The following is a 22,245-nucleotide window of genomic DNA, read 5'->3' as shown; positions in this document are numbered from 1 at the left end:
CGAAAACTTGCCCCGGCTTCAGGCCGGGGTTTTTGTTTGGTTCGCTTTTCATCTCCAGAGCGTTTCCGCTTTTCCTCGAATCGCGAAAGCGCTCTATCCTCTTGTTTCTTTGTGCATTCCGAACGGAAAACCGCTGCGCACTTTTCCTGGAAATACCCTAAAGCAGAATGGTCTGCCTGCCGTCGGCGATCTTGAGAACCGTCAGTGTTCCGCCCATGGAGACGGCTGTGTCGATGCCGATGCGGCCCTGGCCGAAGACGGGGTGCGAACCAGGCGTATGACCGTGGATTACCAGCAAGGGCAATTGCGGTCCCTCAGACAAAAACGGTTCGCGGATCCACATCATATCCTCGTCCGTCTGCTCGCTTAAAGCAACGCCCGGCTGGATGCCGGCATGGACAAAGAGCATCGAGCCGAGAGTGACGGCTACGGCCAGCGAGCGTAGCAGATCGAGATGTGCTGGCGGCATTGCCTTGAGCGTCAGGTCGCGCAAGTCCTCTATGCTATAGCCCAGGTCGAAAAGCACATGTCTGGCGTCGATGCCATAGGACAGAAGTGTCGGCAGAGCGCCGAATTCAAGCCAATGGATATTGGCGTTGGGATCGTCCAGAAAGCGCAAGAAGGCATCGTCATGATTGCCGCAAAGCGCGTAGCGGTCGAAGCCTTCCGGCGGCGGGGCGCAGAGATGCGCAAGCACATCGCTCGAATGCGGGCCGCGATCGACATAATCGCCGAGATACATCAGCAGTTTTCGGCCGGGAAGGTTGCGGGCATCCTCGACAATGCGCCTTTCGGCAGCCACCATCTCATCGTGGCTGCCATGGATATCGCTCAATGCATAGATCGCCGTATAGTCGCGTCCGGTGAGATCGATGCGGTCTCGCTGATGCTGCATGAAATCGGCCGTTTCCCGCCGGGTCGCGCCTGAACGGCCGCGGCAGTCCAATTGCTTGAAATGGTATCAAGAAACCCGCCTTTGACGAGCCTATGTGGGACGCTATTCCAGGCATCGATTTGCCGCAAGTCTTACGGGCACCGGCATTGGTCTGAACCCTTGAAATTGCGGGGAATTTTAGCGTCGTCTTCGGGAGGCTGCGCGTTGCACGACCTCCCGAATGGTCACGATGGTCAGCCGCGATAGGCGGCTTCGAGGCCGGCAATGTCGAGCTTGACCATCTGCATCATCGCCTGCATGACGCGGGCGGCCTTGGCCGGATCCGGATCGGCGATATACTTGCTGAGCACGGTCGGCACGATCTGCCAGGAAACGCCGTAACGGTCCGTTACCCAACCGCATGCCACGGGTGTTCCGCCATCGGCAAGTCCGTCCCAGAGGCGGTCGACTTCGGCTTGATCGACGCAATCCACCTCCAGCGAGATGGCATGGGTGAACTCGATGCGGTTGCCGCCGTTCAGCGCCATGAAGCGCTGACCGGCAAGCGTGAAGTTGACGACCAGAACCTGATCCGCCTTACCGGCGGGAGTGTCGATAACGTTCTTCTGCACATGATCGATACGGGAATTCGGGAAGAGCGAAACATAGAGGTTCGCTGCTTCCTCTGCTTCTCGTGCAAACCACAGGCATGGGGCAATCTTGGACATCGTGTGCTCCTCTCTCCTATTAGATGCCCCTAGGACGAAAGAGGAGCGGCAAGGCCGACAAGGGGGGCGAAAATTTTTTCGAACCCGTGCCGGGCAGTGGCGTTTATACCAACCGCCCGCCACCATCGATATGCAAAACCTCTCCTGTCACGAAGCGGTTCGCCATCAGGAAGAGGATGGCCTGGGCGATATCCTCCGGCCGGCCGATATTGCGGCTGGGCAGGGTCGAGGCGGTTTGTTCGAGCACCTGCCGCTTGGCTTCACCCATCAACCCGTCGAGCAGCGGGGTATCCACCCATCCCGGCGAAACCGCGTTGATGCGCATCGGCGATAATTCGAGGGCGAGAGCGCGAACCGTGCTTTCGACAGCGGCAACGGCGGCTGCCACGACGGCACCGATGGCGGCGGGGCGGGAGGCGAACTGACCGGAGGTCATGGTAATCGAGCTTGCGGCATGCAGGAGGGGAAGAGCAGCCTTGACGGTGAGCAAAGGCCCGATCAGGCGTTCGCTGATGACCTTCAGGAGATCCGCTTCCGATTGATCCTTGAGCGACTGCAGGTGCACCGTTCCGGCCGTGATCAGCAGATGATCGATCCTGTCGATCCCTGCGAATATCGCCGGCTGCGGCGCCGCAATGTCTGCAACGATCTGGGTCGCGCCGCCGATCGCTTCGGCAGCGTCCCGAAGACGTTGCGGATTGCGGGATACCAGAAAGAGATTCGCGCCGGCATTCTTGGCCTGCCTGGCGGTTGCGAGCCCGATCCCCGAGGAGCCGCCGATGATGACGATATTCTGCCCCTGGAACGGCTGGGACTGCGTATTTTCAGTTGGAATGGTGCTGGTCTGCAAGACTGGTTCTCCGATTGGATTGTTGACCGGCCCGAAGATCGTCGATCGGCATATGCTTTGGAAGGAAGTGAATAGCGATGTCATTTATCGTAAAAGGCGATAGAATACTGTCATGGATATGCTTTCCGCCATGCGCATCTTCACTCGTGTCGTCGAACGCGGCAGCCTTTCGGCCGCCGCCCGCGATCTCGGCCTCGGTCAGCCCACCGTCAGCGAACGCGTCGAGAAGCTGGAGAAGCATCTGGGGGCGCGGCTCCTCTACCGGACGACGCGCTCGGTGCAGGCGACCGACGCCGGCGCGCGCTTCTACGACTATGCCAAACGTGCCATAGAAGCCGCCGAGGAAGCGGAGGCTTCCGTCGCTTCAGCTGAGACGTCGCTGACCGGAACGTTTCGGATCGCAGCGCCGCATGGGCTTGGAGAGATGACATTGCCGAAGCTGCTCGTCGAATTCCAGACACGGCATCCGGCTCTGGCGATCGATGTGACCTTGAATGATCGCTTTGTCGATCCGATGACCGAGGGCGTGGATCTCTCCATCCGCATCGGCGAGATCGGCAGCGGCAATTTCATTGCCCGTCGGCTGGGGACGATGCGGCGGCTCGCGCTGGCTGCTCCCGGCTATATCGAGCGGCACGGGCTGCTGCGTGAACCGATGGAGCTTGCGGCGCACCCCTTCATCAGGGTCGCCGGTTTCGCGGCGGATGAGCGGTTGCATCTGATCGGTCCAGACGGCGCGCCGATAGAAGTGCCCATCCGTACCGCATGGCGCGTCAATCACTGGAGGCCACTCATGGAGGCGGTGCTGGCGGAAAGGGGAATAGGCGCATTGTTCGCTCCCGTCTGCGGCCGGGAAATCGCCGAAGGAAGGCTCGTTCCGGTACTGCCCTCCTATGAGTTCAGGCGAGTGGACGTCCATGCCATCTATCCGCCAGGACCGCGCCCTGCGGCGAGGACGAAAGCCTTCCTTACGCTGCTCGCCGAGCGCACCGATCAGCTCCTTGGCGAGACATCGGCGGTCCTCTAGGGCTCCTAACGGCCGGCCGCAAGCCTTTCGGCGAATTCGATCGCCTCGATCAGGCTGCGCTCATTGGCGATGCCCTTGCCGGCGATGTCGAAGGCCGTGCCGTGATCGACGGAGGTGCGCACGATCGGCAGGCCAAGCGTGATATTGACGCCGGAAAGATCCATCCATTTGCCGGTTGCCGGGTCGATCTCGAAACCCAGCAGCTTGACCGGGATATGTCCCTGATCGTGATACATGGCGATGACGGCATCATACTGGCCGGCGCGCAGCTTGACGAAGACGGTGTCGCCGGGGACGGGGCCGACGATATCGAGCCCATCTTCGACGGCCTTGGCGATGGTGGGCGCGGAGATATCGATATCCTGACGGCCGAAGAGCCCGCCTTCGCCGGCATGCGGATTGAGCGCCGCCACCGCAATCTTCGGGCTGGCGATGCCGAGATTTTTGAGCGCCTTGTGCGTGAGGTCGATGACGAGACGCAGCCGCTCGGGCGTCAGGCGCTTCGGCACATCCTCCAGCGCGACATGGGTGGTGACGTGGCTGACGCGCATACTGCCATGGGCGAGCATCATCACCGAGCCGCGCGCACCGGTGAGTTCCGCCAGCAGTTCGGTATGGCCGGCATAATGGAAGCCGGCCTTGTTCAGCGCTTCCTTGTTGAGCGGCGCGGTGACGATGCCGCCGACCTTGCCTGACATGGCGAGCTGAACGCCCTTCTCGATCGCCTTGAAGGCCATGCGGCCGCCATCGGCGGAAAGTTGGCCCGGCAGGATAGGTTCGCCCTCGGCATCGGCCTGGATGAAGCAGAGGTTCGGCCAGTCACCTTCCATCTGCACTTCTGGGATTTCGATGTCGAGGCCGAGTTGCTTTTCTGCGCGCAGCAAGGCAGGGCCACTGCCGATAATCGTTAGCTTCAGCTTACCTTGATCAAGTCGATCCTTCAGCCGGGCTGCGGCCTTGACGATGATTTCCGGACCGATGCCGGCGGGATCGCCCATGGTGATTGCCAGATGCCGCGTCATGGTTCTTCTCCTCCGGCGATCAGCGCGTTTTCACTCAGGAGATCGCGCCATAGGGTCGGGCCGCCGAATGCGCCCGACTTGGAGATGACCGTGGTGCCTTCCCAAGGGCCACCGACAATCGTCGAGCGTGGAAGGCCGGGCGCTGCCTGGCCGGTAATGCTGAGGGCGGTGACGTCGAGCGCCGCGCAGAGATTTCTCAAGGTCTCGCCACCGGCGACAATCAATGTGGCGGGGGCCCGCAGCGCTTTGGCGATGCCGCCGAAAGTTGCTGCGATGCGTCTTGCTGCGTCGTCGCGCTCGAGCCCCATCGGTAGGTCGAGGCTAACCATGGCGACGCCGCCCTGCTGGATCTGGTGATCGACGGCATCGGCATCCGCACCTTCCGCAAGCTTCAGCCAATAAGGACCGCAGGCCTGGAGCTGCGCCAAAGTGATCGGCTGATCGGAGCCGAACAGGCCGAGCACCGGCCTTTGCAGCCGGCGCGAAACGGGCACGGCAAGCGCCGTGCGCTTTTTGCCTGAGTGTTTTTCGGGATGAAGGCGATGATGCGTCGCCAGGTCGATATTCCGTGCAAGGGCCTGGGCCAGCCCGCCGGTGCCGCTCCAGAGGACCGGTCCCTCCAGCTGCGAGGAGACCCATGCGATGACGGCATCCAGATCGTCGTCCGAATGGGCATCGAAAACATGGATGCCATCGGGAATGGGCTGGTTTTCAGGGCCAAGCGTCGTATTGAAGGCTGGCAGTCCCTCCGCGCGCAAGTGAGCAACAAGATCGCCGCTGACATCGCGCCAGGCGTCTTTCCCGGCAAACAGCACCTGTCGTCCGCCCCTCGTGTGCCGTCCGTGATGCGGAAAGGCCGGCGCGAGAATGCAATGCCGCCAGTGGCCAAGCCGAAAGCAGGCGGCGAGCTCTACCGCCCAGGGGCCGCGAAACAGGCTATCCACCTTTTTGAAGGCAAGATCGGCGCCCTCCAGCAGCGGCGCGATGCCGCCGACGATCATCTCGGCTTCGGCGGCCGTTTTCTCGCGGGTGCCGCTATCGACCGCCAGGCAATCCGGCAGGTTTGCCGGCAGCGCATCTTCCCGCTGCACCTCGATCGGCCCGTAGACACCGACGAATTCGACTGCGGTATCGAGCGCGCCGGTGAGGTCGTCAGCGATGAGGCGGAGGGTGGGCATCAACTTAACGAGCCTTCAGCGGGCCTTGCGGGTATCGGATACGGACGTGAAAGCCAGGCCTTACGGCTGCTCGGACGAAGCGCAATCTTCAGCCTTCCATGAAGGATGTCAACGGGTTGCTTTGTCACCGATTCATGCAAGGCTATCGCATATGGAACAAAAGTGCCCCTCACCCCAGCCCTCTCCGCGTTTTGACGGGGAGAGGGGGCGATGCTCTCAAACCCCTTCGCCCCGCATGCGGGGAGAAGGTGGACTCGAACGGTCGAGCGAAGCGAAACTGTGAGAGGACGGATGAGGGGCTAACCTGCCCATACGCAACTGCCTGCTATTTCATCAGTGTGGCTGCGACCTCAGCTCGCGTTTACCCACTGGCGCATATGCGGCTATGCTTGTATCTGAACGACGCGGCCGAGTTGCTTCGACTGCTTCAAGGAGGGCAGGGTGAGTTACGATTTCCATGTGGGCCAGAAGGTCGTCTGCATCGACGACAAGTTCAAGCATGTCAGCATCGATCAGCTGATCCGCAAGGGAACGATCTACACCATCCGCTGGGTCGGCGAATACACGCATTATGTCGACGGCACCTTCATCGGCGTGAAGCTGGAGGAGATCCATCGCGGCAATGATGACGGCCCGGAAGGTTATGGCGCCGCCGACATGCCCTATCGCGCCAGCCGCTTCCGCCCGCTGGTGAAGGACAAGATCGCCTCGCTCAGAAAGCTGCTGGCACCGACGCCCGATGCGCCTGTCGAGCCGAAGGTCAAGACCAAGAAGACGGAAAAGGTCTGAGGGCGTGCGTCGCCGACCTGCGAACTAGGTTTGCCGCGCCCGAGCAAGCCCATGCTCGATCAGGCGGCTGACAAGCTCCGGATAGGAAATGCCGGAGGCGCCCATGGCCTTGGGATACATGCTGATATTGGTGAAGCCGGGCATGGTGTTGATCTCGTTGATGACGACGCTTCCATCCGGCGCCAAGAAGAAATCGACGCGCGCCAGCCCCTCGCAGCCGAGCGCGCGAAAACCATCGGCCGCCATCCGCTTCAGCACGTCGGCCGTCTCGGCCGGAATATCCGCCGGCACGGTGACGACGGCGCCATGCTGATCGAGATATTTCGCCTCGTAGGAATAGAAGCCGTGGGTCGTGGCCGTCGTGATCTCGCCCGGCACGGATACGAAGAGCGTACCGTCAGGCTGTTCCAGCACGGCGCATTCGATCTCGCGGGCGCGCACGAACTCCTCCACCAGCACCTTGCGGTCATGCCGGAAGGCCTCGGCCAGCGCGCTTTCGAACGCTACGGCATCCTGCACCTTGCTGACGCCGACCGACGAGCCCTGGCGCGTGGGTTTTACGAAGACGGGCGAGCCGAGCGTGGCTGCGATCTCCTCGAAGTCAGGTTTTTCGCCGCGCGTCAGCGTGACGGAGCGCGCCACCGGCAGGCCGGCCTCGCGCAGCAGGCGCTTTGCCATGTCCTTGTCGATCGCGTTGGCCGAGCCCAGAATGCCGCAGCCGACGAGGGGGAGGCCGACGATCTGGGCGAGGCCCTGAATGGAGCCATCCTCGCCGTTCAGCCCATGCAGCACCGGAAACAGTACGTCGACCGCAGGCAGTTCGCGCGCGCCAGCACCTTCCAGCGCCATCAGCCGGCCCTCGCCGCCCGGAACCAGGCAGACTTGCCTGCCTTCATAGGCAACCGGCTCCGGCAACGCGCCGCCCTTTTTCTCCACCAGCAGCCAGCGCCCGGCGCGATCGATCAGGATCGGTACGATCTCATATCTGCCGCCATCGATCGCCTTGACGACATTGCGGGCCGACATGACGGAAACCTCATGCTCGGTGGACTGGCCACCAAACAGAACGGCGACGCGTAGTTTCGACATAGAGGCTTCTCTCCCGGGCCAAGGCGGATGTGATGGGAGAAGGGGTTATACGGGGGATTGCAGCGGAATTGGGGTAGGGGTGGTGACCTTCAACAATAGCGTACTGGCGCCCATTCGTATGAATGGCTAAAGCGATGCTTTCTGTCTACTTGTTTGCGCCCTCAGACGCCCGGAAATGGCAAACTACTTCGCTCAGGCGATCCGACCGGGTTTCCAACTTCCTGACGCCTATTTTCGTTTGATTGAATGTGATGTAGCTTAAAGCAATCTTGGATTGCTTTCTCTTGCGGTCGCAATCAACAAATCGTTTTGCTTTGTGGCAAGATAAGCTCCATGTGAGAAAGTCAGTGACACTGATCAACGTTGCCAAGCGTTGGCAACTTATGGCGGCTCGCACATAAAAAATGTAGAGTCCGCGTGCGCGTTCGGAGGAAAGCTGGTGACGTTCAAGAATATTACATCGTCGCAACATGACGCTTTTATTTCATCACTTGCAGCAGGCCAATACAATCTACTTTTGGGTGCCGGCGCTAGCATGGATTCCAGAAATGCATTCGGATTGTTGCCTAGCGGGGAGTCTTTTAAAGAAGAACTATGTGGAGTAACTGGCGCTGCCTCTAAACACTCTCTTCAGAGGGTTTTTTCTCTTTTGAGAGAGGATCAAATCGAACCTCATGTAACAAAGCGGTTTTCCGAATGTCATCCAGGCCCGACGCCGAAGCTCTTGTCGCATTTTATATGGAAGCGCTTATTTACATGGAATATAGATGATGTAATAGAAAATGAATATACTTCAAGTGTAAAAAAGCAACGCTTAATATCAATTCATTATAAAGATGAATTCAGGGAAGCGTCAAATTTATCAGAGCTTATGGTAATACATTTGCATGGCTATGTGCAAGCTCCTGAGAAAGGGTACGTCTTTTCAAGAGAGCATTATATACAGCAGGTGCAGACAATAAATCCTTGGATGTCGGTATTATCGACATTTATCAAAAGCGAGCCGATGGTGATTTCGGGAACCAGTCTGGATGAGCCGGATCTCGATTACTATTTGTCTTATAGATCAGAATTAACTTCACGAGACGATAGAGGGCCATCAATCCTTGTAACCAAGGAGGACGATGCAATAACTGCCGATTTATGCAGGCGGCACAATCTTCTTCATTTTCGCGGCTGGACATCTGAATTTCTCGAATATTGTAAAGCGAAACTCCCCCATCCGCCGACGCCAGAAGAATTGATTCCAAACGAATTCCAGGCATTGATGCCTACGGGAATTACTAGATCAGCATCTATTGCCTTTCACTCTGATTTCGAACTTATTCCCGGCAGCGCGAGTCCCTCCACTAATTCACGCTTCCAATATGGACACTTGCCGACGTGGCAGGATCTTGCAGGGAATCTAGATATAGCTAGGTCGACCGGCGCTGACCTCGTCGTTCAGATCGAACAGATGTTGCAGGACGCGACGTCGCCCGCAAAGTTGCTTCTACTTGCTGAAAGAGCTGGTGCTGGAAAGACAACCGTGATTCGGCGAGCAGCATTCGAGCTTGCAAAACGCGGGATTAAAACATTCGTATGTTCCGCTTTAAGTCGGATAGATAGGACGACCTCAGAAGTATTAAATGCGATTGAAGGGCCGATTGTTGTGCTGGTTGACAATTTTGCCGATCAAGCAGCAGCGATCGCCGAAACACTTGGTAGAGTTAATCGATCTGACGTGGTTGTATTGGCCGCAGAGCGCTCATATCGATCAAATTATCTTCAGACTGTGTTGCACGATACGAACTTAACTGTTTCGGATTCACTCACTCTGTCTGAGATCGACGCTGAACGTCTGATCGATAAATACTTCGAAACAGGAAATCTCGGGGACCACGATATACTTAAGCATAGGAAAAACTACGCGAAACGTCTATCTAAAGATCCGATTGCGGTTGCGTGCTGCCGAATATTGAACGATTTTAAACCCCTTGAGAGAATCGTTGATGATATTATCGGTGATGCGTCTGAGGACGAGTTTGACCGCTATCTCTGCACGGCACTGGCTCAGCACTGTTTTATGGGCGGTTTGAGGTATGAAATTCTTCTCGGTGCGGCCGAAAGAAAAGGTATTAGGAAACAATTCGATAGTCAAAATCCTTTACCGCTTGCATATTCTGATCGAGATAGAGATTATGTTGTTCCGGAGAATTCGACGTTTGCGGAAAATGTGCTTGAGCGCGCTATATCTAATTTTAGGCCAAGCCTTCTCCGAACTTTCATATCACTTGCGAATGAGCTGCAACCGTTCGTAAGTAGAGCGACGATCAAGCGGCGAACACCCGAGGCGCGTCTTGCTGGTCGTCTGTTCGACTATGACGATATCTCGGGAAAGCTTCTTGGTAATGCCGCTGAGCAGTTCTATGACGCGACAAGAGAACGTTGGAAGTGGAACTCTCGCTACTGGGAGCAAGTTGCGCTGCTCAATCTGGCGAACTATCAGCGCAACTCTGAAGACGATGATGCGATAGAGCATCTCGACCAAGCAGTTCAGCACGCGCGTCACGCGGTAGCAATTGAATTGCATCCATTTGGCCTGACGACTCTGGGGAAGATATTGATGACTCAGATGCTTGTTCCAGGATACTCCATGACGGCAAGCTTCAACGAAGCGTTTGATCGTTTGGCTAAAGCTATTGAGAAGGAGGCGCTTTGGTCCAGACGGGCAATTCAGCCCTTTCTTGCTCTTTTCAGAGGAACGGACCGATACCTAGAACACGGCGGCAGTCTAGACGCTCAGCAGCGCGATGCCCTGCGGTCTCATTTGACAACAGCAGACTATCGATTTTCGAAGGAAAATGAGGTGGTTGAGATAGTCGCGTCACTTCGGCGGCGAGTAAAACTATAGATGCGTTAGCTTTACGCAATATATGGAGTTAATACCCACAGTTGATATCAAGAAAAGCTGGTGCTGCTAGAGAGATTTGAACTCTCGGCCTCTCCCTTACCAAGGGAGTGCTCTACCCCTGAGCTATAGCAGCAATCCGTGGCGCTGATAGGTGCGCCGTATTGGGCGAGGCGGCTATTGCCATAGGTCGGGGCGGAGTGCAAGCCGCAAATTGCAAGTTCTTTGAAAGATTGTTGGAAAAAATGTGCCGGTCTTTTGAAGGCTGAGGTTTTCGGCTATGGAAAAGCCATGGGTGCAGACAAGACGAAAATCGATGAAGAGCAGGCTTTGCAGGGTGGTTCGACGCCCGGCGAGGAAGGCGAAGGCGTGACGCAGATCACCGAGGCGGATCGGCGGCGGGAGCGTGCGGCGCAGAAGCTCAGGGAGAATCTTTCGCGGCGCAAACAGCAGGTGCGGGCGCGCCGCGCCGGCCAGGCCGACGAGACGGATGGGCTGCCGGCGGCAAAAGCAAAGCCTGTAAAAACGGGGGATGAGTAGGGCGCTGCCGCAAAAATGGACGAATCGCAATGATTGATGTCGCCCATCATCAAACGAATTGATGCGTTAATCTATTTCGTCTAAACAGCGCTTTTTCCCCAGGCGCGTGGACGTGGCGCACGGAACTTCAGGAAAGGCGGGCCTCGCCCGTATTGCACACATGGATCGTATCAGGATTGTCGGCGGCAACGAGCTCAACGGTATCATTCCGATCTCCGGCGCCAAGAATGCCGCCCTGCCGCTGATGATCGCCTCGCTTCTGACCAGCGATACGCTGACGCTCGAAAACGTGCCGCATCTGGCCGATGTCGAGCTTTTGATGCGCATCCTCGGCAATCACGGCGTCGACGTCGCCGTCAACGGCCGGCGCGAGCGTCAGGAAGACGGCTATTCCCGCACCATCCATTTCACCTGCCGCACCATCGTCGACACAACCGCACCTTACGAGCTCGTCGCCAAGATGCGCGCGAGCTTCTGGGTCATCGGGCCGCTGCTCGCCCGCGAGGGACAGGCGCGTGTCTCGCTGCCCGGCGGCTGCGCCATCGGTACGCGCCCGGTCGATCTCTTCATCGAGGGGCTAGAGGCGCTCGGCGCCACCATGGAAATCGACGGCGGCTATATCAACGCCACCGCGCCGAAGGGCGGCCTCATCGGCGCCCGCTATGTCTTCCCGAAGGTTTCGGTCGGCGCGACGCATGTGCTGATGATGGCCGCGACGCTTGCCCGCGGTACGACTGTGATCGGCAATGCCGCCCGCGAGCCTGAAGTCGTCGATCTTGCCAACTGCCTGATCGCCATGGGCGCCAAGATTTCCGGCGCCGGCACCAGCACGATCACCATCGAGGGCGTCACCTCGCTTTCCGGCGCCCGCCATCGCGTGCTGCCCGACCGTATCGAGACCGGCACCTATGCTATGGCCGTCGCCATGACCGGCGGCGACGTCACGCTCGAAAATACCGACATGGCGCTGCTCGACACCGCGCTTGAAAGCCTGCGTCGCGCCGGCGCCGATGTTTCGCCGACCAATAACGGCATCCGCATCATGCGCAACGGCGGCGGCATCAAGCCCGTCGACGTCGTCACGGATCCGTTCCCCGGCTTCCCGACGGACCTGCAGGCGCAGTTCATGGCGCTGATGACGCGCTCCTCGGGCATTTCGCACATCACCGAGACCATCTTCGAAAACCGCTTCATGCATGTGCAGGAGCTTGCCCGCCTCGGCGCCAAGATCTCTCTGTCAGGCCAGACGGCCCGCATCGAGGGCGTGGAAAAGCTGAAGGGCGCCCCGGTCATGGCGACGGACCTTCGCGCCTCCGTTTCGCTCGTCATTGCCGGCCTCGCCGCCGAGGGCGAGACGCTGGTGTCGCGCATCTATCACCTCGACCGCGGCTTCGAGCGGCTGGAAGACAAGCTGACGCGCTGCGGCGCCATCGTCGAGCGCATCAGCGACTAAGGCGCGCCGCGATCTCTCCGGTTGGCGCTTCCCGCTTCCGGCCGGTGATTTTGCATGTGCCGTGGCAGCAAAGCCGCTGTTCGGTTTCGCATGGAATACGGTAATTCCGTTTGTTGGCACGAAGAGAGCGGGGCACGCCCGTTTTCTTCGGTTGCGTCTTTTGTGCTCTCATCTTATGTCCACAGAAGAGAAACGCAGGAAACGGCGTTCGACTGGCGCGATCGGGGATAAAGGGCGAATGAGCGATCTCAAGCTAATGGCACTCGACAACGAAGACCTGGATGTCATTTCTGCCTATATGCAGGATAGCGTCTTCAAGGTCGGCGACATGTCCTATGCCCCGAAGCAAGAGCAGTTTTCGCTTGCGGCCAATCGCTTCGCCTGGGAGCAATCGGATCGGCGCAGCAAGCCTTACGAGCGCCATCGTGCAGCGCTGGTGTTCAAGCGCGTGCAGGCGGTCCGTTCCAACGGCATCAACCGGCGCAACGGTGATGAGGTGCTGTCGCTGCTCGCCATCCGCTTCGATCCGAGGGGCGAGGGGCCTGACGGCACGATCGAGCTGGCCCTTGCCGGCCAGGCCACCATCGCGCTCGATGTCGAATGCATCGAGGCCCAGCTTGCGGATATCGGCGGCGCGTGGGAAACGGCCCATAAGCCCCGGCATCCGGATGCGGGCGACTAAAGCATGTCGCGCAAAAGTGTGCAGCGGTTTTGCGACAACGACATGCGCAAGGTCAAAGATCTGAAGCGCCAGAAGCGAATCCGAAAGATCGCGACGCGCTTTAGGCTTGAAACGGTTGGATACGGCCGCTGAACGCGGTTTCGATGGAAGAGGAATATCAGCATTGGCTATCTGGCTGGATCAGGCGTCTGAAGGGTTCGAACAGCAGTTCGCCGCTTTCCTGACGACCAAGCGGGAAGTATCCGAGGATGTGAATGCCGTGGTGCGAGGCATCATCGACGATGTGCGGGCACGCGGCGATGCTGCTCTTGCGGATTATTCCAAAAAGTTCGACGGCGTCGATTTCGCCGTGACGCCGATGCGCGTCAGCGAAGCCGAGATCGATGCCGCCATCGAGGCCGTGCCTGCGGAAGTTCTGGGCGCGCTGAAGGTCGCTGCCACCCGCATCGAATCGCATCACTGCCGGCAGCTGCCCAAGGACGATATCTATGAGGACGATCTCGGCGTCGGCCTCGGCTCGCGCTGGACGGCGATCGAGGCCGTTGGTCTCTATGTACCCGGCGGCACGGCGAGCTATCCGAGCTCGGTGCTGATGAATGCCGTGCCGGCCAAGGTCGCCGGGGTCGATCGCATCGTCATCGTCGTGCCGACCAAGGACGGCGCGGTCAATCCAGCCGTCCTTGCGGCCGCCCGCATGGCCGGCGTCGAAGAAATCTACCGCATCGGCGGCGCGCAGGCGATTGCGGCGCTTGCCTATGGCACCGAAACGATCGAGCCGGTCGCCAAGATCACCGGTCCCGGCAATGCCTATGTGGCCGCGGCCAAACGCCAAGTGTTCGGCACCGTCGGCATCGACATGATCGCCGGCCCGTCGGAAGTGCTCGTCATCGCCGACAAGAACAACGATCCGGATTGGATTGCCGCCGATCTCCTTGCTCAGGCCGAGCATGACGAAAGCGCGCAATCGATCCTGATCACCGACGATGCCGAATTCGGCAAGGCCGTGGAAGCCGCGGTCGAGCGGCAGCTGAAGCAGCTCAGCCGCTCGCAGACGGCGGCCGCAAGCTGGCGCGATTTCGGCGCGGTCATCCTGGTTCCCGAGCTGAAGAAGGCCATTCCGCTTGCCAACCGCATCGCGGCCGAGCATCTGGAGCTTGCGGTCGACGATCCCGAGCCGCTGCTCGCCGGTGTCCGCAACGCCGGCGCCATCTTCGTCGGCCGACACACGCCGGAAGTGATCGGCGATTATGTCGGCGGCTCGAACCATGTGCTGCCGACGGCCCGCTCCGCACGCTTCTCCTCCGGCCTTTCGGTGCTTGACTTCGTCAAGCGCACCTCGATCCTGCGGCTCGGGTCGGAGCAGCTTCGTGCACTCGGGCCGGCGGCGATCGCGCTCGCCAATTCCGAGGGGCTGGACGCACATGCGCGGTCGGTCGCGATCCGCCTCAATCTCGAAGGGTAAGGCATGGCCAAGGGCGTCTTTCGGCTGAGCGATGTGGTCCTGGACGACACGATCGGCCGTTCGACGCCCGATGTCGAGCATGAGCGCGCCGTCGCCATCTTCGATCTGATCGAGGAAAACAGCTTTGAGCCCGTTGGGCATAAAGGCGGCCCCTATCTGCTCAACCTGTCGCTGGTCGACCAGAAGCTCGTTTTCGACATTCGCGTCGAAGACGGCAGCATGGTCGCCACGCATATCCTGTCGCTGACGCCATTCCGCCGGATCGTGAAGGACTACTTCATGATCTGCGAGAGCTATTATGAGGCGATCCGCTCCGCCACCCCCAGCCGCATCGAGGCGATCGACATGGGTCGGCGCGGCATTCACAACGAAGGCTCCCAGACGCTGATGGACCGGCTGGACGGCAAGATCACCGTGGATTTCGATACGGCTCGCCGACTCTTCACGCTCGTCTGCGTCCTTTATTGGCGCGGGTGACCGGCATGGAGCAGCCGCAGGCGATCGAGCACAATGGCAAAGCGCCCGGCGCGATCCTCTTCATGTGCGGGCTCAATGCCATCCGTTCGCCGATGGCCGAAACGATCGCGCGCAGCATGCTGCCGCAAGGCACCTATGTCGCGTCTGCCGGTGTGCGGGCCGGCGAGCGCAACCCCTTCGTCGATGTCGTGCTGGACGAGATCGGGCTTTCGCTCGGTCGTCGACAGCCGCAAACCATGGAAGAGCTGGAGGATGATTTCTTTGACGTCATCATCACGCTCTCGCCGGAAGCCCATCATGCTGCCCTTGAATTGACGCGGGCAAAGGCGGTGGAGGTCATCTATTGGCCGACCATCGACCCATCCGCGACCGATGGCACACGCGACCAGGTTCTCGATGCCTATCGCGGAGTTCGCGACCATCTGCTGGGCCTGATCGAGAACCGACTTGTGGAGCATCGCGGTTCGCTTTAGAGCTGCCGATGAAACAAATGCAGAAACCCTTATCAACGAGGTTCACAAAACCGCGGTGATTGTGTAGTTTCCGCGCAATTTCTGGCGACCCCCGGCTTTTTGCCATGGGCGCCGGCCCCAACCGACAGGAAAAGAAGCTTTAATGCCGAAAGAAGAAGTCCTCGAATTTCCCGGTGTCGTCACCGAACTCCTGCCGAACGCGACCTTCCGCGTGAAGCTGGAAAACGAGCATGAGATCATCGCCCACACGGCGGGCCGCATGCGCAAGAACCGTATCCGCGTTCTTGCCGGCGACAAGGTGCTGGTGGAAATGACCCCTTACGACCTGACCAAGGGCCGCATCACCTATCGTTTCAAGTAATCGGCCGCTCTGGAAACAAAGAAATCGAGCACGATGTCGTCCGCAAACCGCTGACACTTTTCGGCATCATGCTCTAGAGCCGGTTCTCATTCCCGCATGACAGGTCGAGGTCTGATGGCGTTGAAACACAAGCTGATACTGGCTTCCGGATCGCCGCGCCGCGTCGAGCTCCTGCACCAGTCAGGCATCGAGCCCGCACGCCTCATGCCCATGGACATCGACGAGACGCCGAAGAAGTCGGAGCATCCGCGCTCGCTTGCGCGGCGGCTTTCGGGGGAGAAGGGCGAGGCGGCCTTTGCGGCCGTCAGAAGCGATGCCGCCTGGCAGGGCAGCTATATCCTGTCTGCGGATACGGTGGTCGCCGTCGGGCGGCGCATCCTGCCGAAGGCGGAATTCATCGACGAGGCCTCGTCGGCGCTGCATCTGCTCTCCGGTCGCGGTCATGTCGTCTATACCGGCATCTGCCTGATCACGCCGGACCGCAAGCTGCGTCAGAAAGTCGTCGAGACCAAGGTGCGCTTCAAGCGGCTTTCCGGCCGCGATATCGAAATGTATCTGGCATCGGGCCAGTGGCGCGGCAAGGCGGGAGCCTACGGTATTCAGGGGCTCGCGGGCTCCTTCGTACAGAAACTTGTCGGTTCCTACACCAATGTCGTGGGATTGCCGCTTTATGAAACCATGCTGCTGCTAGCGGGCGAGGGCTTCGATGTCCACGCCGGATGGCAGGAAGGATAGCGACATGGCGAAGATCGATGAGATCAAGGTGGGCGCGAAGGTCGAGCCACTGCGCAAGCCGCGCCCTTGCGCGGAATGCGGCCAGCCTTCGGTGCGCGAACACTATCCCTTCTGCTCGGATCGTTGCCGTTCGCTCGATCTTTCGCGTTGGCTGAACGGCTCCTATGCCATCCCCGTGACGGAGGATGAGACGAAGGCCGACGGCTCCGATCAAGGCTGAATGTGGTTTTCCCGCGCTGTCCGACCTTACGAACCCTTTCATTTTGTTCGCGAATTACCAAAATTCCATTTCCTGTCAAAAAAGAGTCATTTGCGGCTGGACATGGCCGAACAAGATGCTATAACCCCGCTCGCTTCCGGGGCGAACCAACCGCCCAGCGCCTCTCAAGGCTCTTCCTTCGACGCGAAGCTCGGATGCCCAGATAGCTCAGTTGGTAGAGCAGCGGATTGAAAATCCGCGTGTCGCTGGTTCGATTCCGGCTCTGGGCACCATCTTTTCTCCAAAATCATGCAGACAATGGGACGCAGCGCCGGCTTCGACCAATCGCTCGTTGACATCGGTCTTCATACGGAAGGCCCGCAGAAGTTCCATTGTGAGAATATGCATCCTGTGATGAGTTTATTGTCATCATAACAACTTGAAGGTTGTGCTTCATTAATTTGGTGTACGAGTACATCAAGATGTTGATGGCATTCATAATCAGGCGTACGAATTATTGTATGGGTCGCCTATTGATTCGAAGCGACTGATACCGCACCTTAGATACTAGCGGGATGAGTGATCTCGTTAAGTCCGGCGTTTATTGCAATAGCAAGCTATCGAGGCGCCATGTCAAACAACGATGTTCTATTCAACACGTTCGCCCGTACTTTCGAAGCACGGCGCGAAGTCGAGATGTCATTTTCCGAATACCTGGAAGGGTGCCGGGATGACCCGCTCATGTACGCAAATGCGGCAGAGCGGCTACTGGCAGCCATGGGCGAACCCCTGCTGATCGATACGGCCAAGGACACGAGACTTGGGCGTATCTTCATGAACCGGACGATCCGGACCTATCCGGCATTTGCGGGCTTTTTCGGCATGGAAGAGACGATAGAACGCATTGTCGCCTTCTTCCGGCATGCTGCTCAAGGGCTGGAGGAGCGCAAGCAGATCCTCTATCTGCTCGGTCCCGTCGGCGGCGGCAAGTCATCGCTTGCCGAGCGGCTGAAATCGCTGATGGAAGTTCATCCCATCCATGTGCTCAAGGCCGGGAACGAATTGAGCCCGGTCTTCGAAAGCCCGCTCAGCCTGTTCGACCCCGTGACCATGGGGCCGATGATCGAAGAGCGTTACGGCATTCCGCGTCGGCGCCTGACGGGACTGATGAGCCCCTGGTGCCTGAAACGGCTGGAAGAGTTCGAAGGCGACATCTCCCGCTTCCGCGTCGTCCGGATGCAGCCCTCCAGGCTGCGGCAAATTGCCGTCGCCAAAACGGAGCCGGGTGACGAGAACAATCAGGACATCTCCTCGCTGGTCGGCAAGGTGGATATCCGCAAGCTCGAAAGCCTGGCGCAGAACGATCCCGACGCCTACAGCTATTCAGGTGCCTTGAACCGCGCCAACCAGGGCATTCTCGAATTCGTCGAGATGTTCAAGGCGCCGATCAAGATGCTGCATCCGCTGCTGACGGCGACTCAGGAAGGCAATTACATCGGCACCGAGAATATTGGCGCCATACCCTTCTCGGGCATCATTCTAGCCCACTCCAACGAGTCGGAATGGCAGACATTCAAGGCCAACAAGAATAATGAGGCGTTCATCGACCGCATCTGCGTCGTGAAGGTGCCTTATTGCCTGCGTGTCACCGAAGAGCAGAAGATCTACGAGAAGCTGATCGAGGAATCCGAGCTCAGCGACGCGCCCTGCGCACCGTCGACCTTGGAGACGCTCGCCCGCTTCACGGTTCTGACGCGGCTTTCCAAGCATGAGAACTCGACGGCCTTCTCCAAGCTTCGCGTCTATGACGGCGAAAGCCTGAAGGAGACCGATCCGAGAGCGCGCAGCGTGCAGGAATATCGCGATGCGGCCGGTGTCGACGAAGGCATGGATGGGGCTTCCACCCGCTTCGCTTTCAAGGTTCTTGCCGCGACCTTCAACTACGACACGACCGAGATAGGTGCCGATCCGGTGCACCTGATGTACATGCTGGAGCAGTCGATCCGCAGGGAGCAGCTGCCGCTCGAAACCGAGAAGCTCTACATCGAGTTCATCAAGAGCGAGCTGGCGCCGCGCTATGCGGAGTTTATCGGTCACGAGATCCAGAAGGCCTATCTGGAATCCTATGCCGATTACGGCCAGAACCTCTTTGATCGCTACGTCGACTATGCCGACGCCTGGATCGAGGACGTCGACTTCAAGGATCCCGATACGGGGCAGCTTCTGGATCGCGAGCTCCTGAACCAGGAACTCACCAAGATCGAGAAGCCGGCCGGCATCGCCAACCCGAAGGACTTCCGTAACGAGATCGTCAAGTTCTGCCTGAGGGCAAGGGCGAGCCATGGCGGCAAGAACCCATCCTGGACCAGCTACGAGAAGATCCGTGAAGTCATCGAAAAACGGATGTTCTCCCAGGTCGAGGACCTTCTGCCGGTCATCTCCTTCGGTTCCAAGAAGGACGGCGAGACGGAGAAGAAACATGGCGAATTCGTCGAGCGAATGGTCGCGCGGGGCTATACCGAGCGCCAGGTTCGGCGGCTTGTGGAATGGTACATGCGCGTGAAACAGGCGGGATGAGCCACCAAGGAAGAAGGAATGCACATTGTTGACAGACGCCTGAACCCAGGCGGAAAAAGTCTGGAAAATCGTCAACGATTTTTGCGAAGAGCAAAAGCGCTGGTGCAAAGAGCGGTCTATGAATCCTCTCAAAAACGCGACATTCAGGACATTCTGAAAGGTGGCGAAATCAGCATTCCACTGGATGGAACCGAGGAGCCTCGGTTCCATCGCGGCCCCGAGGGGCTGAAGGAGCATATTCTTCCCGGCAACAAGGATTTCATCGAGGGCGACATCCTCCCGCGTCCCGAGGGCGGCGGCGGCAGGCCGCAGGCCGGCGGCGACGGCACCGGCGAGGACGCGTTCCGCTTCATTCTGACACGCGACGAATTCCTCGATCTCTTTCTTGACGATCTCGAGCTGCCGGACCTCGCCAAGCGGCGGCTGATGTCAGCCGATCAGATCAATCCGGTGCGCTCGGGCTACTCCGTGACAGGGTCGCCTGCCAACCTCGCCATAAACCGCACCATGCGGCTGGCGATGATGCGACGCGTCGCGCTGCACCGGCCCAAGCCGGAAACGGTCGCCAAGCTCATCGAAGAGGCGGAGGAGTGCGAGGACGAAAAGCGTCGGGCGCAGCTCGAGGCAGAGATCAAGATGCTGGAATCGAAAGTCCGGCGCATCCCCTATATCGATCCGATCGACATCCGCTACCGCCGTTTCGAGAACGAACCGAAACCTGTGGCGCAGGCCGTGATGTTCTGCCTCATGGATGTCTCCGGCTCGATGTCGGAGCATATGAAGGACCTCGCCAAGCGCTTCTATATGCTGCTCTACATCTTCCTGACCCGGCAGTACCGCCGCGTCGAGATCGTCTTCATCCGGCACACCGATGTGGCCGAGGAGGTGGATGAAGAGACCTTCTTCCGCAGCCCGGCAACCGGCGGTACTCAGGTTTCGAGCGCGCTCGAAACCATGCGGCAGATCGTGCATGATCGTTTCCCGCCGTCGGACTGGAATATCTATGCCGCTCAGGCATCGGACGGCGATAATGCCTATTCCGACAATGCCACGACGGCCGCCCTCATGACTGGCGCGATCCTGCCGGTTTGCCAGTATTTCGCCTATTTGGAGGTGGGCGAATCGCGCAGCGTCGCGATTTCGTCCGGCTCGGCGATCTGGTCGCTCTACGAGCGGCTACAGGCGGGTTGGCCGGTACTCTCGATGCGACGGGTGAACGATCGCAGCCAGATCTATCCGGTCTTCCACGATCTTTTCCAGCGCAGGGCGGCTGAAACAAGGAGCTGATGATGGCAGATGCATCGATGGAACGGCTCTTTGTGGGTGCGGACTGGGATTTCGCCACCATCCAGCGAATCCACGATGCCTGCGAGAAGATCGCCATCGGCGAGCTCGGTCTCGACGTTTATCCCAACCAGATCGAGATCATCACCGCCGAGCAGATGCTTGACGTCTATTCCTCGATCGGCATGCCTCTCTTCTACAAGCACTGGTCCTTCGGCAAGCATTTCGCCCATCACGAAGCCTTCTATCGCAAGGGGCTGCGCGGGCTTGCCTACGAAATCGTCATCAACAGCTCGCCCTGCATCTCCTACCTGATGGAGGAGAACACGGCGACGATGCAGGCGCTCGTCATCGCGCATGCCGCCTTCGGTCATAATCACTTCTTTAAGAACAACTATCTCTTCAAGCTCTGGACGGATGCCGAAGGCATTCTCGACTACCTCAATTTCGCCAAGAGCTATATCGCGCGCTGCGAGGAGCGCTATGGTCATGCCGCCGTCGAGCGCACGCTCGATGCGGCGCATGCGCTGATGTCGCACGGCGTCCATCGCTATGCCGGCAAGAAGACGCCGGACCTGCGCGACGAGGAAAAGCGCGAGCGCGAGCGGCGCGAATATGACGAGAAGATTTTCAACGATCTCTGGCGTACGATTCCGGTCGGAGCCGGCAAGAAGATGCCCGATCTCGATCTGGAGCGCCGGCGCTCCCTGGCGGGTCTGCCGCAGGAAAACATCCTCTACTTCCTGGAAAAAATGGCGCCGAGGCTGAAATCGTGGCAGCGTGAGATCATCCGCATCGTGCGGCATGTCGCGCAATATTTCTATCCTCAGAGCCAGACCAAGGTAATGAACGAGGGCACGGCGACCTACGTGCATTATCGGATCATGACGAGGCTGCACGAGCTCGGCGGCATCAGCGACGGCGATTTCCTGGAATTCCTGAAATCGCATACCAACGTGGTTTTCCAGCCGACCTTCAACGACCAGCGCTATTCCGGTCTCAACCCCTATGCGATCGGCTTTGCCATGATGCAGGATATCGAGCGCATCGTGACGAGGCCGAAGGACGAGGATCGTCAGTGGTTCCCAGAGATTGCCGGCACCGGCGACACCATGGCGGTGCTGCGCGATCTCTGGGCCAATTATCGCGACGAGAGTTTCGTATCGCAGTTTTTGAGCCCACATCTGATGCGCAAGATGCGGATGTTCCAGCTCACCGACGATCCGGAGGAGGAAGAGGGGCTGAGGGTCGCTGCTATCCATGACGAACGCGGCTATCGGCGCATCCGCCGGGAGCTTGCGCGGCAATATGATGTCGGCTGGATCGATCCACATATCGAGATCGTCGACGTCGATCTGGCGGGCGATAGGCGGCTCTTGCTCAAGCATACGGTGCTGAACGGTGCGCTGCTCGAGGATATGGACGCCAAGCGCGTATTGCAGCACCTGGCCGATCTCTGGAGCTACGATGTACTGATGCAGGAGGTCGACCGCTCCGGTACGGTGCTTCGCGACCATCTGGTCCATCCCCGCGCGTCCGCACTTGCGGCATAAGG

At 59.1% G+C, this 22,245-nt stretch carries 21 protein-coding genes and 2 tRNA genes; 16 read left to right on the top strand and 7 right to left on the bottom strand.

Going from position 1 to position 22,245, the window contains the following annotated elements:
- Nucleotides 1–157 precede the first annotated feature (157 nt).
- The 3 genes from RHSP_RS13930 to RHSP_RS13920 form a co-directional block, all read right to left on the bottom strand.
- Nucleotides 158–895, bottom strand: a complete 738-nt coding sequence (locus tag RHSP_RS13930) for a metallophosphoesterase (protein WP_004117918.1) — start codon at nucleotides 893–895, stop codon at nucleotides 158–160.
- A 233-nt stretch (nucleotides 896–1,128) separates the two neighbouring features.
- Nucleotides 1,129–1,602, bottom strand: a complete 474-nt coding sequence (locus tag RHSP_RS13925) for a VOC family protein (RefSeq protein WP_004117917.1) — start codon at nucleotides 1,600–1,602, stop codon at nucleotides 1,129–1,131.
- Between the two features lie 103 nt (nucleotides 1,603–1,705).
- Nucleotides 1,706–2,452: an SDR family oxidoreductase gene (locus RHSP_RS13920; protein ID WP_004117916.1), complete on the bottom strand. Its 747-nt coding sequence runs from the start codon at nucleotides 2,450–2,452 to the stop codon at nucleotides 1,706–1,708.
- A 112-nt stretch (nucleotides 2,453–2,564) separates the two neighbouring features.
- Between RHSP_RS13920 and RHSP_RS13915 the strand changes: the two genes are divergently transcribed.
- Nucleotides 2,565–3,479: a LysR family transcriptional regulator gene (locus tag RHSP_RS13915; protein ID WP_004117915.1), complete on the top strand. Its 915-nt coding sequence runs from the start codon at nucleotides 2,565–2,567 to the stop codon at nucleotides 3,477–3,479.
- A gap of 5 nt (nucleotides 3,480–3,484) precedes the next feature.
- Here RHSP_RS13915 and pdxA read toward each other — a convergent pair whose 3' ends face one another.
- Both pdxA and RHSP_RS13905 read right to left on the bottom strand, forming a co-directional pair.
- The gene (gene pdxA, locus RHSP_RS13910; protein ID WP_004117914.1) at nucleotides 3,485–4,501 is read right to left on the bottom strand and encodes a 4-hydroxythreonine-4-phosphate dehydrogenase PdxA; all 1,017 of its coding nucleotides are present in this window, start codon (nucleotides 4,499–4,501) and stop codon (nucleotides 3,485–3,487) included.
- The gene (locus RHSP_RS13905) at nucleotides 4,498–5,679 is read right to left on the bottom strand and encodes a four-carbon acid sugar kinase family protein (protein WP_004117913.1); all 1,182 of its coding nucleotides are present in this window, start codon (nucleotides 5,677–5,679) and stop codon (nucleotides 4,498–4,500) included. Before RHSP_RS13905 ends, pdxA begins: the two co-directional genes overlap by 4 nt.
- A gap of 441 nt (nucleotides 5,680–6,120) precedes the next feature.
- Between RHSP_RS13905 and RHSP_RS13900 the strand changes: the two genes are divergently transcribed.
- Entirely contained in the window at nucleotides 6,121–6,468 is a 348-nt protein-coding gene (locus RHSP_RS13900; protein ID WP_004117911.1) for a CAP-Gly domain-containing protein, read from the top strand.
- A gap of 24 nt (nucleotides 6,469–6,492) precedes the next feature.
- On the opposite strand, the gene RHSP_RS13895 is transcribed toward RHSP_RS13900, so the two are convergent.
- On the bottom strand, nucleotides 6,493–7,557 hold the full coding sequence (locus RHSP_RS13895; protein ID WP_004117903.1) for a D-alanine--D-alanine ligase family protein: 1,065 nt from the start codon (nucleotides 7,555–7,557) through the stop codon (nucleotides 6,493–6,495).
- 439 nt (nucleotides 7,558–7,996) lie between these two features.
- Between RHSP_RS13895 and RHSP_RS33585 the strand changes: the two genes are divergently transcribed.
- Nucleotides 7,997–10,450, top strand: a complete 2,454-nt coding sequence (locus tag RHSP_RS33585; protein ID WP_004117901.1) for a P-loop NTPase — start codon at nucleotides 7,997–7,999, stop codon at nucleotides 10,448–10,450.
- A gap of 58 nt (nucleotides 10,451–10,508) precedes the next feature.
- On the opposite strand, the gene RHSP_RS13885 is transcribed toward RHSP_RS33585, so the two are convergent.
- Nucleotides 10,509–10,583: transfer RNA gene (locus RHSP_RS13885), tRNA-Thr, on the bottom strand.
- 155 nt (nucleotides 10,584–10,738) lie between these two features.
- Here RHSP_RS13885 and RHSP_RS13880 point away from each other — a divergent pair.
- The 13 genes from RHSP_RS13880 to RHSP_RS13820 all read left to right on the top strand — a co-directional run bounded on the left by RHSP_RS13880 (nucleotide 10,739) and on the right by RHSP_RS13820 (nucleotide 22,243).
- Nucleotides 10,739–10,987: a hypothetical protein gene (locus RHSP_RS13880; protein WP_004117897.1), complete on the top strand. Its 249-nt coding sequence runs from the start codon at nucleotides 10,739–10,741 to the stop codon at nucleotides 10,985–10,987.
- A gap of 160 nt (nucleotides 10,988–11,147) precedes the next feature.
- The gene (gene murA, locus RHSP_RS13875) at nucleotides 11,148–12,440 is read left to right on the top strand and encodes a UDP-N-acetylglucosamine 1-carboxyvinyltransferase (protein ID WP_037151809.1); all 1,293 of its coding nucleotides are present in this window, start codon (nucleotides 11,148–11,150) and stop codon (nucleotides 12,438–12,440) included.
- 238 nt (nucleotides 12,441–12,678) lie between these two features.
- On the top strand, nucleotides 12,679–13,122 hold the full coding sequence (locus RHSP_RS13870; RefSeq protein ID WP_004117892.1) for a DUF2948 family protein: 444 nt from the start codon (nucleotides 12,679–12,681) through the stop codon (nucleotides 13,120–13,122).
- A 163-nt stretch (nucleotides 13,123–13,285) separates the two neighbouring features.
- A complete protein-coding gene (gene hisD, locus RHSP_RS13865; RefSeq protein ID WP_037151806.1) occupies nucleotides 13,286–14,584 on the top strand; it encodes a histidinol dehydrogenase in 1,299 nt (432 codons plus the stop codon).
- A 3-nt stretch (nucleotides 14,585–14,587) separates the two neighbouring features.
- A complete protein-coding gene (locus tag RHSP_RS13860) occupies nucleotides 14,588–15,061 on the top strand; it encodes a UPF0262 family protein (protein WP_037151803.1) in 474 nt (157 codons plus the stop codon).
- A gap of 5 nt (nucleotides 15,062–15,066) precedes the next feature.
- Nucleotides 15,067–15,534 carry an arsenate-mycothiol transferase ArsC gene (locus tag RHSP_RS13855; protein ID WP_004117883.1) on the top strand — a complete coding sequence of 156 codons (468 nt, stop codon included), beginning with the start codon at nucleotides 15,067–15,069 and terminating at the stop codon, nucleotides 15,532–15,534.
- 142 nt (nucleotides 15,535–15,676) lie between these two features.
- Nucleotides 15,677–15,895 (top strand): translation initiation factor IF-1, encoded by a 219-nt coding sequence (infA, locus tag RHSP_RS13850; protein ID WP_004117876.1) that lies wholly within the window; start codon nucleotides 15,677–15,679, stop codon nucleotides 15,893–15,895.
- A 114-nt stretch (nucleotides 15,896–16,009) separates the two neighbouring features.
- Nucleotides 16,010–16,630 carry a Maf-like protein gene (locus RHSP_RS13845; RefSeq protein WP_004117872.1) on the top strand — a complete coding sequence of 207 codons (621 nt, stop codon included), beginning with the start codon at nucleotides 16,010–16,012 and terminating at the stop codon, nucleotides 16,628–16,630.
- A gap of 4 nt (nucleotides 16,631–16,634) precedes the next feature.
- Entirely contained in the window at nucleotides 16,635–16,850 is a 216-nt protein-coding gene (yacG, locus tag RHSP_RS13840) for a DNA gyrase inhibitor YacG (protein WP_004117870.1), read from the top strand.
- 196 nt (nucleotides 16,851–17,046) lie between these two features.
- Nucleotides 17,047–17,122 (top strand) — tRNA-Phe (locus tag RHSP_RS13835).
- A 337-nt stretch (nucleotides 17,123–17,459) separates the two neighbouring features.
- A complete protein-coding gene (locus RHSP_RS13830) occupies nucleotides 17,460–19,406 on the top strand; it encodes a PrkA family serine protein kinase (protein WP_004117863.1) in 1,947 nt (648 codons plus the stop codon).
- 18 nt (nucleotides 19,407–19,424) lie between these two features.
- The gene (locus tag RHSP_RS13825; RefSeq protein ID WP_004117861.1) at nucleotides 19,425–20,693 is read left to right on the top strand and encodes a YeaH/YhbH family protein; all 1,269 of its coding nucleotides are present in this window, start codon (nucleotides 19,425–19,427) and stop codon (nucleotides 20,691–20,693) included.
- Nucleotides 20,693–22,243, top strand: coding sequence for a SpoVR family protein (locus RHSP_RS13820; protein ID WP_004117858.1), 1,551 nt, complete (start codon nucleotides 20,693–20,695; stop codon nucleotides 22,241–22,243). Before RHSP_RS13825 ends, RHSP_RS13820 begins: the two co-directional genes overlap by 1 nt.
- The last annotated feature ends 2 nt before the right edge of the window (nucleotides 22,244–22,245 follow it).

This window comes from Rhizobium freirei PRF 81, from assembly GCF_000359745.1.
In the GTDB taxonomy this organism is placed as follows: domain Bacteria; phylum Pseudomonadota; class Alphaproteobacteria; order Rhizobiales; family Rhizobiaceae; genus Rhizobium; species Rhizobium freirei.
Note: the sequence above shows the minus strand (reverse complement) of the source record. Positions and strands in the feature narration are given on the sequence as shown.

What these genes read in the sequence shown, in the direction of transcription:
- RHSP_RS13930 (WP_004117918.1), bottom strand. Translation starts at nt 895, where the DNA reads ATGCAGCATCAGCGAGACCGCATCGATCTCACCGGACGCGACTATACG.
- RHSP_RS13925 (WP_004117917.1), bottom strand. Translation starts at nt 1,602, where the DNA reads ATGTCCAAGATTGCCCCATGCCTGTGGTTTGCACGAGAAGCAGAGGAA.
- RHSP_RS13915 (WP_004117915.1), top strand. Translation starts at nt 2,565, where the DNA reads ATGGATATGCTTTCCGCCATGCGCATCTTCACTCGTGTCGTCGAACGC.
- pdxA (WP_004117914.1), bottom strand. Translation starts at nt 4,501, where the DNA reads ATGACGCGGCATCTGGCAATCACCATGGGCGATCCCGCCGGCATCGGT.
- RHSP_RS13905 (WP_004117913.1), bottom strand. Translation starts at nt 5,679, where the DNA reads ATGCCCACCCTCCGCCTCATCGCTGACGACCTCACCGGCGCGCTCGAT.
- RHSP_RS13895 (WP_004117903.1), bottom strand. Translation starts at nt 7,557, where the DNA reads ATGTCGAAACTACGCGTCGCCGTTCTGTTTGGTGGCCAGTCCACCGAG.
- RHSP_RS13880 (WP_004117897.1), top strand. Translation starts at nt 10,739, where the DNA reads ATGGGTGCAGACAAGACGAAAATCGATGAAGAGCAGGCTTTGCAGGGT.
- murA (WP_037151809.1), top strand. Translation starts at nt 11,148, where the DNA reads ATGGATCGTATCAGGATTGTCGGCGGCAACGAGCTCAACGGTATCATT.
- RHSP_RS13870 (WP_004117892.1), top strand. Translation starts at nt 12,679, where the DNA reads ATGAGCGATCTCAAGCTAATGGCACTCGACAACGAAGACCTGGATGTC.
- RHSP_RS13860 (WP_037151803.1), top strand. Translation starts at nt 14,588, where the DNA reads ATGGCCAAGGGCGTCTTTCGGCTGAGCGATGTGGTCCTGGACGACACG.
- RHSP_RS13855 (WP_004117883.1), top strand. Translation starts at nt 15,067, where the DNA reads ATGGAGCAGCCGCAGGCGATCGAGCACAATGGCAAAGCGCCCGGCGCG.
- infA (WP_004117876.1), top strand. Translation starts at nt 15,677, where the DNA reads ATGCCGAAAGAAGAAGTCCTCGAATTTCCCGGTGTCGTCACCGAACTC.
- RHSP_RS13845 (WP_004117872.1), top strand. Translation starts at nt 16,010, where the DNA reads ATGGCGTTGAAACACAAGCTGATACTGGCTTCCGGATCGCCGCGCCGC.
- yacG (WP_004117870.1), top strand. Translation starts at nt 16,635, where the DNA reads ATGGCGAAGATCGATGAGATCAAGGTGGGCGCGAAGGTCGAGCCACTG.
- RHSP_RS13830 (WP_004117863.1), top strand. Translation starts at nt 17,460, where the DNA reads ATGTCAAACAACGATGTTCTATTCAACACGTTCGCCCGTACTTTCGAA.
- RHSP_RS13825 (WP_004117861.1), top strand. Translation starts at nt 19,425, where the DNA reads ATGCACATTGTTGACAGACGCCTGAACCCAGGCGGAAAAAGTCTGGAA.
- RHSP_RS13820 (WP_004117858.1), top strand. Translation starts at nt 20,693, where the DNA reads ATGATGGCAGATGCATCGATGGAACGGCTCTTTGTGGGTGCGGACTGG.